This window comes from Gemmatimonas sp., assembly GCF_044345575.1.
Classification (GTDB): domain Bacteria; phylum Gemmatimonadota; class Gemmatimonadetes; order Gemmatimonadales; family Gemmatimonadaceae; genus Gemmatimonas.
Genome location: NZ_JBIJAW010000089.1, coordinates 1 through 11,261, shown reverse-complemented (window position 1 = coordinate 11,261; position 11,261 = coordinate 1). Strand labels below are relative to the sequence as shown.

The window sequence follows — 11,261 nt, the reverse complement described above, 5'->3', positions numbered from 1 at the left end:
GCGAGTTCGGCATGTCGCGTCCGCACCCCGTGCGCCTGCGCCGGTTGCGTCGTACCGATGCATTGCGTCGCGTGGTCCGCGAGACGCGGCTCGATCCCGCGCAGTTCATCTGGCCGCTCTTCGTGCGTTCCGGTGAGGGGCTGCGTCAGCCCATCGGCAGTATGCCCGGCGTGTATCAGACGAGCGTCGACGAACTGCTGAACGACGCGCAGAAGGCGGTGGACGCGCGCATCGGCGGCATCCTGCTCTTCGGCATTCCCGACACCAAGGACGACATCGGCTCCTCCGCGTGGGACCCGCATGGCCCGGTGGTGGAAGCCATTCGCGCGGTGAAGAAGGCGTTCCCGCAGCTGCTCGTCATCACCGACGTGTGCATGTGCGAGTACACGAGCCATGGCCACTGCGGCGTGCTCACCGCCGACGGCGACGTGGACAACGATGCCACCCTGCTGCTCCTGGCCAAGGAAGCCATCGCGCACGCTGAGGCGGGGGCCGACATGGTGGCGCCGAGCGACATGATGGATCATCGCATCGGCCACCTGCGCGAGGCGCTCGACGACGAGGGGTACTCGCACGTGCCCATCATGAGCTACGCGGCCAAGTACGCGTCGGCCTTTTACGGGCCGTTCCGCGAGGCGGCGGAGAGCACGCCCACCTTCGGTGATCGCCGCAGCTATCAGATGGATCCGGCGAACGCCCGTGAAGCGTTACGTGAAGTACGGATGGATGTGGAGGAGGGCGCCGACATTCTGATGGTGAAGCCCGCCGGTGCCTACCTCGACATCATTGCGGCCGTGAAGCGTGACACCGGGCTCCCGCTCTGCGCCTATCAGGTGAGCGGCGAGTACTCGATGATCAAGGCCGCCGCCGAGCGTGGTTGGATCGATGGCGAACGCGCGATGATGGAATCGCTCGTGGCCATCGCGCGGGCCGGCGCCGATCTCATCATCACCTACTTTGCCCTCGACGCGGCGGCCGTTCTGGCACGCCGTTGAAGGCGGCCTGAACACACTCCGAGTACCCCAAATGCTGCACAATCCCTGGCATGACATCGCTCCGGGCCCGAATCCGCCCGAGCAGGTCACGGCCATCGTCGAAATCCCGTCGGGCTCGCGCAACAAGTATGAGCTCGACAAGGACACCGGGCACTTCAAGCTCGATCGCGTCCTGTACTCGGCCGTGCACTATCCCGGCGACTACGGGTTCATTCCGCGCACGCTGCACGAAGATGGGGACCCGCTTGACGTGCTGGTGAAGATCAACGAGCCCACGTTCCCGGGGTGCCAGATCACGGCGCGACCGATCGGGGTGCTCATGATGCTCGACAAGGGTGAGCCCGACGACAAGATCCTCGCCGTGCCGGCCGATGATCCGTACTACCAGGACGTGTTCGACATCGCGGATCTGTCGCCCCACTACCTCAAGGAAGTGGAGCACTTCTTCCAGATCTACAAGGATCTCGAGGGGAAGCGCATGGAGATCATGGGGTGGAAGAAGAGCGAGGCGGCGATGGAGATCGTGAAGGAGTCGATCGTGCGCTACGCGGCGAAGTACGCGACGAAGTAGTTCGCGCTTCGGTGTCGGGGTCGAAGGGGGCAGGCGACGTGGTCGTCTGCCCCTTTGCGTTGCCGGTTGATCGCCTGGGCGACCGCCCCCGTCACGCCGTACACCCTCTTCGCGCGTTGCTTCGGGGCTGCCGAGCGCAGCGCGCTACGCGCGTGCGCCGGCTGACGCCCCTCAGAGACGCGCGGCGAGGGGTACGGCGCGCCGGTGGCTGGCATCGTCAACTGCGAATAGCGCTGGCGGGACTGCGCACCGGGAGGGCGCGAGCTCGTGGGCGCCAGCTACGTCACGTGGGGCGCTGCTCGTGACGACGAGCTCGCGCTCCTCCGGTGCGTTGCTCCGCTCGCGCTTTTCCGCAGTTATCGCTCTACACCGCCGCCCTGAACACCAACGCCGCGTTGATCCCGCCAAACCCGAACGAGTTCGACAGCACCACTCGCGGCGACAGCGCTCGCCCACTCCCGGGTATGTAGTCCAGGTCGCACGCCGCATCCGCCGTCTGGAGCCCCACCGTGGGCGGAATCCAGCCGCGCGCGATGGCGAGGCTGCTGATCGCGGCTTCGAACGCACCGCTCGCGCCGAGTGCGTGCCCGTAGTACCCCTTGGTGCTGGAGATCGGCACGCGATACGCGTGTTCGCCGAACACGCGCTTGATCGCTTCCGTTTCGGTGGGGTCGTTGAGCGGCGTACTGCTGCCGTGCGCGTTGATGTACTCCACGTCGGTGGGCTCCACGCGCGCATCGCGCAACGCCATCCGAACGCACCGGGCTGCCTGCGCCCCACCGGGCAACGGCGCCGTCATGTGATGCGCGTCGTTTGTGGTACCGTAGCCGCTCAGCTCCGCATAAATGCGCGCGCCACGGCGCGTGGCATGCTCCCATTCCTCGAGGAGCAGCACCGCTGCGCCCTCGCCCATCACGAACCCGTCGCGGTCGGCATCGAACGGTCGCGACGCATGGGTTGGGTCGTCGTTGCGCGTACTCATCGCGCGGATAAGTGCGAAGGCACCGAAGCAGAGCGTTGCCAACGGGGCTTCACTACCGCCCGCCAGCATCACGTCGGCGTAGCCATCGCGGATCTGCCGGAACGCCTCGCCGATGGCCATGCTGCCACTCGCGCAGCTCATCGCGTTGGTGCTGTTCGGTCCGCTGATGCCGAACTCGATGGCCATGTTGCAGCTCGCACTGCCGCCGAACACCGCGAGGGCGAGCGTGGCATCTACCGCACGCAGCCCCGCGTGGGCGAAGCGCGCTGCCTGTTCCTCGGCGTAGCCCACGCCACCAAGCGCCGTGCCCATCATCGCGCCGGCACGTTCGCGGTCGACGGTGTCGAGGTCGAGCGCCCCGTCCTCGAGCGCGAGCATGCCGCTCACCACGGCGAACTGACTGAAGCGATCGAGCCGCTTCACACGCTTCGCGTCGATCCAGTCGGTGGCGTCGAAGCCGTTCACCTGCGCCGCGCACTGCGACCGGTAGATGCTCACGTCGAAGCGATCCGCCCGCTGCACCACCGACCGCTCCGCGCGCAGCCCCGCCCACAACCCCTCCACGCCCACCCCGATCGGCGTGACACATCCGATCCCGGTGATCGCCACCCTTCGCCGGTACCCGTTGCTGAAGCTCCCGTGGTTCAAGCTCCCGTCGCTCAAGCTCCCGTCGCTCAAGCTCCCGTCGTTCAAGCTCCCGTCGCTCAAGCTCCCGTCGCTCAAGCTCCCGTGGTTCGCCTCTGACCTGCTCATGCGCCTGACTCCGCCACCTTCGCCAGCCCCGCCAGCGTGCGTGACGCAATCCCATGTACGAACACCGGCGCAATCACCTGGGTGGCCGCGAACGGCCCGATGAGCGGCCAATTCGGCCCATCCCACACGTGCACGATGCGCGTCAGCGTGCCGCCATCGACCGGGGTGAAGCTCCACTCCACATCCATTCGGGTCGTCACGCCGCCGATATGCCGGAAGCGCACCCACGGGACGTCGCGGTTCACCGCCATCTCCGACAGCCACCACGTGGGCCAGTTGAACACCCCGAACGGCCGATTCGCCGCCATCTCCACGATGCCACCACCGTCGCGGCGCTGCTCACGGAAGCGCACGTAGCGATAGTGGGCGAGATAGGCTGGCCAATGCTCCACGGCGGCCGCGATGTCGAAGATGCGCGTGACCGGCGCACGCACCACGAGTTCGTCGACGGTGGTGACGAGACGGCCGGAGGGCGGCGCGGCCAGGGCGAACGGCTCGGCGGTGGAGATCACGGACATTGGGCGGGGGGCATGCGGGGCATTTCGTGACCAGCGGCGGCCCTCGAGCCGCTCACTACCACGTTAACGCCCGGACCACACGGCCGTGATACGGAATCCCCATCGGTGATGCGTGGCGCACCGGCACCCCGTGGCGCGTTCGACCAGCTGCTGCAACTCATCCCTCGTATAGCCGCGGAGGACCGACAGCACTCCGTCGTGGCGGCTCACGGGATGAAAGCCAAGCGCGAACGACGAGGCCCACAGGCCGGCCACCGCGAGCCAGCTGCGGCGCAGGTCGCCAACGACCACGGCGAGACGTGCCACGCGCGTGCATTCGCGCAGGAGCTGCGCAGCCTCCTCGCCGTCGAAGTGATGCAGCACCTGCGAGCAGGTGATCACGTCGATGCTCGCGTCGCCGAACGGCAGCTGCATGGCGTTGCCGGCGAGTGTGCTCGAGCAGTTTGCGGCCGCGGCGCGCGCGAGGTGCGGGGCGAGCTCCATTCCCACGGTGTGCAGCGTGAGCCCGCGGCGGGCCGCCACCGCGCGCGCGGCAGCGGGGATATCGCCAAGTCCCGTGCCCACGTCGAGCAAGGTCAGCGTGCTGCCGGACGGGCAGGAGCGGAAGAGCGTACCAAGCTCATGCAGCACCGCGCGACGGCCACCGAACAGCCGGTTGGCCAGCGCCACGTCGCGTAGCGAACGCAAGGCCAGCGCCGGGTCCGCCGTGGGATCGTCGAGAATCTCCTCACCGCGGCGCCGCGCCGGCGTGAACATGCGTGGCTAGCGCTCGAGCACCGCGTAGCCGCCGCGGTAGTAGAGCAGGGGCTTCCCCTCGTGGGCGGCGGCATCCTCCACCTGGCCCACCACGATCACGTGATCTCCCGCCGGATGGCGCGCCACGATGCGGCACTCGAGCGACGCGAGCACGTCCTCGAGCACGGGTGCGCCAAGTCGCCCATCGTGAAACCCGATACCCACGAAGCGGTCGTCCACCTTGCCCGCGAAGCGGCGCGACACGGCTTCCTGTCCGGTGCTCAGCACGTTCACCGCGAACGTGTCCGTCTGCGCGAGGACCGGCGCCATGGTGGCGTCGTTGGCGACGCACACGAGAATGAGTGGCGGATCGAGGCTGAGCGACGAAAACGCGCTCACGGTCATGCCGTGCGGCGTTCCGGCCGCATCACGCGTCGTGATGACGGTGATGCCGGAGGCGAAGCGGCCGAGGACGGCGCGGAAGAGGTCGGAATCGATCACTAGGGATTGGTGCGAGGGACGAATGGCGCAAACAGGGGAAAGCAGGGCGAAGGGATTTCTGACCTGCTCCCCCTGCTAGCTGAACGCCCCATCCGCCAAACCGATCCCACTTCAGGCGCCCAGCAGCCGTAGGATCGTCCGCGGCTTGAGCACGGCACTCGCGGGCACGAAGTCTCCCGTCACACCAATGAGCAGGTCGGCAAGGTCGCGGTCTCTCGACAGCACGCGCGCCGCGTGATTGAGCAGCGGCGCCCACCCCACGGCGAGGCCGATGAGCTGCTCCACGCGCCATTTGCCGCCGAATACCGCTTTCCGCTGCCGTTCATAGGCGCGCAACGCCTGTACGTGGGTCGCCGCCGACGTGGCGCCAACCGCGGCGTGCGCGAATTCCGCGAGCAGTTCGCCGCCGCGCAGCGCCGAGTAGATCCCCTCACCGGTGAACGGATCGAAGAAATCAGCCGCGTCGCCAGTGAGCATGGCCCCCGGGTGCCACGGCCGCTTGGCGCGCGAGGCGAAGGGGCCGGTGGCGCGCACCGGGGTCACGCGTGTGGCCTTCGCGAAGCGCGGCCCCAACTGCGCGTGCGCGCGCAGCCACGTTTCGAGAAATGCCTCGGCGCCATCGCGCATGCCCATTGCCTTGGATTTCGGTACCACCAGCGCCACGTTCACGAGATCATCGCTGACGCGCGCGAGCCCCACGTATCCGCTCCGCGTTACGTGCATCTCCCCGAGTGCACCGACGCCGTCGACGTCGCGATAGTGGGCCACCAGCGCCACGCGGCGCGGAAAACGCGACACATGCGCGAGGCCGAGGCGGCGCGACACCACACTGCGCAGTCCGTCGGCGCCGATCACGAGATCGGCGTGGACCGCCTGTTCACCATCGGGCGTGCGAAGCATGGCCCCGGTCACGCGCCCGTCAGCCCCATTGAGCAGCGATTCCACCTTGGCCTGCTCCTGCACCATCACGCCGGCGTGCCGCGCGCGGTCGAGCAGGACGGTGTCGAGCACCTCCCGCCGCACCCCGAGCCCCTTGTCGCGAAAGCCGCGAAAGCCGTGACGCGCCACGAACTCGCCATGAATGCGGTCGCCGGATGGTGCATGCACGACCATGCCGCTGAGATGGGCCGCGCGCGCCTCGAGCGTGTCGAGCGCGCCCATCGCATGGAGCAGACGCGATCCCTCGGGACTCACGTACTCCGCGCACGGCTTCGCCCGCGGGAATTGCGCGCGATCCACCACGCAGACGTCGAGCCCGGCCTGCGCGCAGTGCCACGCGGCCGAACTGCCGGCGGGTCCGCCTCCCACGACCAGCACCTGGACACGCATCGCGTCGCGGCTCATACCACGATTCTAACGCCGAGCGCGAACAATGCGCCGATGATGGTGCACGCGAGGTTCACCGCATCGTTCGTGAGCCACGCCACGCCGCGCCATGGGTGCGTGGCTACCCCACAGCGGTGCAGCGCCTGCTCCGTTTCCCGCTCGCACTGCGGGCACCACCGTCGTGCCTGCCAGAAGGCGCCGATGACCGTGTCCGCCACGGCACCCACGACTCCCGACAACGCAACCAGCGCGATGTCGGCGCGGCCGATCAGCCCACACACGGAGGCCACGAATGCCAGCAGCAGGGCGCCCCCCACCATACCAAACGTGCCGGGCAGGCTCACGGCGCCCGATGTACCCGTGGGGACCGGGCCGCGTGTGCGCAGCGACCACGGTCGCCCGCGCCACAGAGTGCCGGTTTCGGTGGCCAGCGTATCGGCGCCTGCGGCCACGAGCGCCGAGGCACCGGCGACCGCTGGTACCGTCCCGTGGTCGAGGAAGCTCCAGAGGGCGCACAGGGCGAACACCCCGCCGTTGGCGAGGACCTGCGTGGCGTCACGCTGACCGCCCTTGGCCACGACATCGCCCGTGGCGGCCTCCTTGGTGCGTCGACCCATCCGCGAGGCCAGCGAGGCGGATACGAACCAAATGACGAGAAAGAGCCCCCAGGGGCGCCCGGCCGACATGGCGATGCTGCCGGTGACGAGCGCCGCCACGGCGCCTCCACGTGACAGACTGCCGGCGCGCCATGCGGTACCCGCCACGAGCGCCGCCAGTCCGGTGCCAACCGCGGCACCGGACCACGTGGGCATCATCCGGCCAGCAGTCGCGCGATGCGCGCCCGGAACTCCGGCGATGGCTGCTCGTCCGCCTGCTCAGTTATCCGCTCGCCGAGCGCACGCAGGCGCACGCGGAAGGCCCGCAGCTGATGCTCCAGTCGCGCGCAACGCGGACAGAGCGCCAGATGGCCAAGGATGATCTCGCGGAGAGCCGACCCGGTGTGGTCGGCGCCGATTTCGCCGTCCACGTAATCGTGGAGGTGCAGTCGGCTGATGAAGCAGTCAGCGGCCAGGGGGAGTGAACCGGCTGGGGGAAACAAGGAAATGGGGACCGGCGCGCATTCCACAGGGAGGCCGGGAGACACCCAGAGGCCTCGCTACCCGCGAAGAGTCGCGCTCACCAGCGGCAAACGCACTAAACCGCGTATGGGTTCGCAGGAGCTGGCGTTTCGTCCGAAAAATCTTCGGCCGCGTCGGATGGGACCCACTCCGTCGCATTTTGCGCTTGAATGCGTGACCCGAAACACGTTAGCATGGACGACTATGCAGCGAACGCCCCCAGCGAACGAAGGCCGACCCCTCCGCCCCACGCCTCTCGCGACCGATACGCTCCTGCCGCTCGACGGTGGCCCCCTCGACGCCCGGCTCCCGCTGGCGCTCCTCGAGGCCGTGAAGGCGATCGACACGCCGGCGGCCGAGCTCGATGCCGATTTCGTACACGAGCTGCGGAACAAGCGCCTGGGGCTCAGCGAGACGGTGCTGCAGCAGATCCGCCGCTACAACGACGCCGTGCGCGCGCGGCAGCGCATTGGGTACGACGAGATCCTCGCCCTCGCCCGACTGATCGGGCGACGCCCCGATGCCGACCTCGCCTTCCGCGAAGCGGGCCGTCGCTGGGCGCGCGCCTTCGTCGACACAGTGGGGGGGATGCGCCGCACGGCGGCGCGCTCGCTGCCCCAGATCATCGCCCGGCCCATCGCCCTCGGCGCGCTCCGCACGCTGGCCCGCCGTCACATGGATGGCACTCTCGTGCGTCAGGGCAGTACGTTGTTGCTCGACGTGCGCTCCCCGGTGAGTGCCGACGCCGCGCCCAAGGGGGCGGGGTGCGGCCTTTACGAGGCCGCGTTCCGCGAGGCGCTGCTGCTCATGGCCGATGCCGACGGCGCCGTGGACCATGTGATGTGCCGCTCGCGCGGTGATGCCAGTTGCCAGTGGCGCGCCGATTGGCGCCGTCGCTGATCCCTCCGCTTCACACTCCCATGCTCACTCCCGAGTTGTTGCCGCGTCTGCAGAAGCTCCTCGCCGACGCGGAGCTCGACGGCTGGCTGCTCTACGATTTCCGTGGCACCAATGCCATCGCGGCCGGGTTGCTCGGCTTCGGTGGGCTCTGCTCACGCCGCGTGTTCGCGTTCATTCCGCGCACCGGCCTGCCGATCGGTATTCAGCACGCGATCGAGCCCGGCCCGTGGGCGAAGTGGCCCAAGGAGTGGCCGCTGCGCGTGTATAGCGGGTGGCGGGCCCTCGAGGCTGAGGTGGCCGCGCTGGTGCAGGGCAAGCGCGTCGCCATGGAATACTCGCCGGGTGACGCCATTCCGTATCTCGACCGCATTCCCGCGGGCGTGCTCGAACTCGTGCGTGCGAGCGGCGCGACCGTGGTGAGTAGCGGCGAACTTGTGTCACAGGTGTACGCCACATGGACGCCGGCGCAGCTCGCGGCGCACACGAGGGCGGCCGAGCACATCGCGGCCATCGCGCGCGACACGATTCATCACGCGGGCGCCATGGCATCGGCGGGCACGCCGGCCCCCGAGCATGAGCTGCAGCAGCGTATCCTCGATGCGTTCGAGCGGGTGGGGCTGGTGACCGATCACGGCCCCGACGTGGCCGCGTCGGAGAATGCCGCGAACCCGCACTACATGCCGTCGGCCGCCCGGCCGCGGCTGGTGCAGCACGGCGATGTGTTGCTGGTGGATCTGTGGGCGAAGGAGAAGGGCGGCATCTATGCCGACCAGACGTGGATGGGCTCGCTCGGCACGCCCAGCGACAAGGTGGTGCAGGTGTGGGAGGCGGTGCGTGATGCGCGCGATGCAGCGCTGACGCTCCTGCGTGATCGGATCGCGGCGGGTGCGGTGGTGCGTGGCGGTGAGGCCGACGATGCCGCGCGCGACGTGATCACGTCACGCGGCTTCGGCAAGGACTTCTGGCATCGCACCGGTCATAGCATCGATGCGCGGGAGTTGCACGGCAGCGGGCCGCAGATCGACAACCTCGAGTCGCGCGACGATCGCGTACTTATCCCCGGCGTGGGCTTCTCCATCGAGCCGGGGGTGTATCTCGTGGGCGAGTTCGGCGTGCGCAGCGAAGTGAATTGCTATGTGGGCGAGGATGCGCTCGTCATTACGCCCGGAGAGATTCAGCGGGAGCTCTGGGTCGTTTGATTCGGTCGCATCGTCCGGCTTCCCGTTTCCTGCGTCCTGCTGCCCGCTCCCTGGCGAAGGGGGCAGGCCGCAGGGAGCAGGAGGCAGGGCGTCGGTGGGCGTTCGTGGCCGCGGTCCCCGTGCTGTTCGCGCTTGGTTGCGGCGACCCCTCGGAAGACCGCACCCGCATTGCCGATGTCGAGGCCCCGGTGTCCGCCGCGGGCGATACCGCGCCGGCCTCGCGTTCGGCGCCCCTCGCCGGGTCGCTGGCACGGGCCGCCAGCGGTCCCGGCGGCCGCACGTACACGGTGCAGACCATCGCCAATCCCGGCGTGATCATCGGCGAGATCACGGGCGGGGCGCCTACGGACACGAGCATCACGCCCACGCACGACCTGTCCGTGTGCCGGCCGTTCAGTCAATCGCTCGTGCCCAGCCGCGATGGCGGCGTGGGGAACGCCGTGGTGTGGTTGAGTGGCGTGGCGTCGGGACCCAAGGACGATGCGCCGCGCCGTGCCCGTCTGACGCTCGACGGTTGCCGCCTCGAGCCGCGCGTGCAGCGGGTGGCGCTGGCGAGCACCGTGCTCGTGAATGGCCGCGACGCGATGCTCTCGCGCCTCCGGTTCACGGTGGACGGCGAAGCGGAACCGCGCGCGACGGTGTTGCTGAGCGACGTGGGGCAGATCGTCCCTAGCGATGCGTCGAGCGCCGCCCCCGGGCTCGTGCGTGTCAGCGATGATCTGCATCCGTGGGTGCGGGCGTACATCGTGGTCGCCCCGCATCCGTTCGTGGCCGTGACCGCCGCCGACGGCCAGTTCCGGTTCGACGGCGTGGCGCCCGGCCGGTACACGCTGCACGTGTGGCACGAGCGGCTGGGCACGCGCGAGCAGAAGGTGCGCGTGGACGGCGGGGTGCAGACGAAGATCTCGGTGGAGTACTGAGACAGCGGAAGAACGGAAGCTCGGACGGCGGAAGCTCGTGCTACGGGAGCTGGGGCTACGGGAGCTGGGGCTACGGGAGCTGGGGCTACGGGAAATGGAGAAACGGGAACGGCGTCGATGGCCTGACGCGGTTCCCGTTTTTCAATATCCCGTACCATCAGCTCCCGTTTCAGAAGCTTCCGTTCAACCAGCTCCCGCAGTTGTCGTGTTCACCGGGAGGCTCACGCCCCAATCGCATACAGCTTGGCGTACATGCCGTCCTCGCGCTCCATCAGCGTGTCGTGGGTGCCGGTCTCCACGATGCGGCCGGCGTCGAGCACGATCACGGTGTCGGCGCGGCGCACGGTGCTGAGGCGGTGCGCGATGATGAGCGTGGTGCGTCCCTGCAGCAGCTCCTCGAGCGCCTCTTCCACGTAGCGTTCGCTCTCGTTGTCGAGGCTCGAGGTGGCCTCATCGAGGATCACGACGCTCGGATTCTTGAGGAACACGCGGGCGATGGCGATGCGCTGGCGCTGCCCGCCGGAGAGCTTCACGCCGCGTTCGCCCACCAGCGTGTCCATGCCATCCGGTTGATTCACGATGAACTCCCACGCGTGCGCCGCACGGGCCGCTCGCTCGATCTCGGCCGCTGTGGCGCGCGGATTGGCGTAGGCGATATTCTCGCGGATGGTCCCGCTGAAGAGGACCGGCTCCTGCGGCACGATACCGATGGCGCCACGCAACGTGTCGAGCGTGAGATCGCG

At 68.7% G+C, this 11,261-nt stretch carries 13 protein-coding genes; 5 read left to right on the top strand and 8 right to left on the bottom strand.

Annotation, left to right across the window (positions count from 1 at the left end):
- Positions 1–11: 11 nt before the first annotated feature.
- Together hemB and ACIQ6O_RS07485 are read left to right on the top strand one after the other, a co-directional pair.
- Complete coding sequence (hemB, locus tag ACIQ6O_RS07490; RefSeq protein WP_396207154.1) at positions 12–995, top strand: porphobilinogen synthase; 984 nt, start codon at positions 12–14, stop codon at positions 993–995.
- A 31-nt stretch (positions 996–1,026) separates the two neighbouring features.
- Positions 1,027–1,566 carry an inorganic diphosphatase gene (locus tag ACIQ6O_RS07485; RefSeq protein ID WP_396207153.1) on the top strand — a complete coding sequence of 180 codons (540 nt, stop codon included), beginning with the start codon at positions 1,027–1,029 and terminating at the stop codon, positions 1,564–1,566.
- 364 nt (positions 1,567–1,930) lie between these two features.
- Here ACIQ6O_RS07485 and fabF read toward each other — a convergent pair whose 3' ends face one another.
- The 7 genes from fabF to ACIQ6O_RS07450 form a co-directional block, all read right to left on the bottom strand.
- Positions 1,931–3,157: a beta-ketoacyl-ACP synthase II gene (gene fabF / locus ACIQ6O_RS07480; protein ID WP_396207152.1), complete on the bottom strand. Its 1,227-nt coding sequence runs from the start codon at positions 3,155–3,157 to the stop codon at positions 1,931–1,933.
- Positions 3,158–3,297: 140 nt separating this feature from the next.
- The gene (locus ACIQ6O_RS07475; protein ID WP_396207151.1) at positions 3,298–3,819 is read right to left on the bottom strand and encodes an SRPBCC family protein; all 522 of its coding nucleotides are present in this window, start codon (positions 3,817–3,819) and stop codon (positions 3,298–3,300) included.
- A gap of 63 nt (positions 3,820–3,882) precedes the next feature.
- Complete coding sequence (locus tag ACIQ6O_RS07470) at positions 3,883–4,575, bottom strand: methyltransferase domain-containing protein (protein ID WP_396207150.1); 693 nt, start codon at positions 4,573–4,575, stop codon at positions 3,883–3,885.
- A 6-nt stretch (positions 4,576–4,581) separates the two neighbouring features.
- A complete protein-coding gene (locus ACIQ6O_RS07465; protein ID WP_396207149.1) occupies positions 4,582–5,055 on the bottom strand; it encodes a flavin reductase family protein in 474 nt (157 codons plus the stop codon).
- A gap of 111 nt (positions 5,056–5,166) precedes the next feature.
- Positions 5,167–6,399 (bottom strand): NAD(P)/FAD-dependent oxidoreductase, encoded by a 1,233-nt coding sequence (locus ACIQ6O_RS07460; protein ID WP_396207148.1) that lies wholly within the window; start codon positions 6,397–6,399, stop codon positions 5,167–5,169.
- On the bottom strand, positions 6,396–7,196 hold the full coding sequence (locus tag ACIQ6O_RS07455; RefSeq protein WP_396207147.1) for a DUF92 domain-containing protein: 801 nt from the start codon (positions 7,194–7,196) through the stop codon (positions 6,396–6,398). Before ACIQ6O_RS07455 ends, ACIQ6O_RS07460 begins: the two co-directional genes overlap by 4 nt.
- On the bottom strand, positions 7,193–7,480 hold the full coding sequence (locus tag ACIQ6O_RS07450; RefSeq protein ID WP_396207146.1) for an anti-sigma factor family protein: 288 nt from the start codon (positions 7,478–7,480) through the stop codon (positions 7,193–7,195). The genes ACIQ6O_RS07455 and ACIQ6O_RS07450 overlap by 4 nt, the downstream gene beginning before the upstream one ends.
- Before the next feature lie 223 nt (positions 7,481–7,703).
- Here ACIQ6O_RS07450 and ACIQ6O_RS07445 point away from each other — a divergent pair, with 223 nt between their 5' ends.
- The 3 genes from ACIQ6O_RS07445 to ACIQ6O_RS07435 all read left to right on the top strand — a co-directional run bounded on the left by ACIQ6O_RS07445 (position 7,704) and on the right by ACIQ6O_RS07435 (position 10,518).
- Positions 7,704–8,399, top strand: coding sequence for a hypothetical protein (locus ACIQ6O_RS07445; RefSeq protein ID WP_396207145.1), 696 nt, complete (start codon positions 7,704–7,706; stop codon positions 8,397–8,399).
- Between the two features lie 20 nt (positions 8,400–8,419).
- Positions 8,420–9,598: a M24 family metallopeptidase gene (locus ACIQ6O_RS07440; RefSeq protein WP_396207144.1), complete on the top strand. Its 1,179-nt coding sequence runs from the start codon at positions 8,420–8,422 to the stop codon at positions 9,596–9,598.
- 104 nt (positions 9,599–9,702) lie between these two features.
- Positions 9,703–10,518, top strand: a complete 816-nt coding sequence (locus ACIQ6O_RS07435) for a carboxypeptidase-like regulatory domain-containing protein (protein ID WP_396207143.1) — start codon at positions 9,703–9,705, stop codon at positions 10,516–10,518.
- Between the two features lie 221 nt (positions 10,519–10,739).
- Here the strand turns inward: ACIQ6O_RS07435 and ACIQ6O_RS07430 are convergent.
- Positions 10,740–11,261, bottom strand: a 522-nt coding sequence (locus ACIQ6O_RS07430) for an ATP-binding cassette domain-containing protein (RefSeq protein ID WP_396207142.1), incomplete at its 5' end; no start/stop codon positions are given.

Excerpts from the sequence above, each read along its gene's own strand:
- ACIQ6O_RS07470 (WP_396207150.1), bottom strand. The coding sequence starts at position 4,575 with ATGTTCACGCCGGCGCGGCGCCGCGGTGAGGAGATTCTCGACGATCCC.
- hemB (WP_396207154.1), top strand. The coding sequence starts at position 12 with ATGTCGCGTCCGCACCCCGTGCGCCTGCGCCGGTTGCGTCGTACCGAT.
- ACIQ6O_RS07445 (WP_396207145.1), top strand. The coding sequence starts at position 7,704 with ATGCAGCGAACGCCCCCAGCGAACGAAGGCCGACCCCTCCGCCCCACG.
- ACIQ6O_RS07440 (WP_396207144.1), top strand. The coding sequence starts at position 8,420 with ATGCTCACTCCCGAGTTGTTGCCGCGTCTGCAGAAGCTCCTCGCCGAC.
- ACIQ6O_RS07460 (WP_396207148.1), bottom strand. The coding sequence starts at position 6,399 with ATGAGCCGCGACGCGATGCGTGTCCAGGTGCTGGTCGTGGGAGGCGGA.
- ACIQ6O_RS07455 (WP_396207147.1), bottom strand. The coding sequence starts at position 7,196 with ATGATGCCCACGTGGTCCGGTGCCGCGGTTGGCACCGGACTGGCGGCG.
- ACIQ6O_RS07485 (WP_396207153.1), top strand. The coding sequence starts at position 1,027 with ATGCTGCACAATCCCTGGCATGACATCGCTCCGGGCCCGAATCCGCCC.
- ACIQ6O_RS07475 (WP_396207151.1), bottom strand. The coding sequence starts at position 3,819 with ATGTCCGTGATCTCCACCGCCGAGCCGTTCGCCCTGGCCGCGCCGCCC.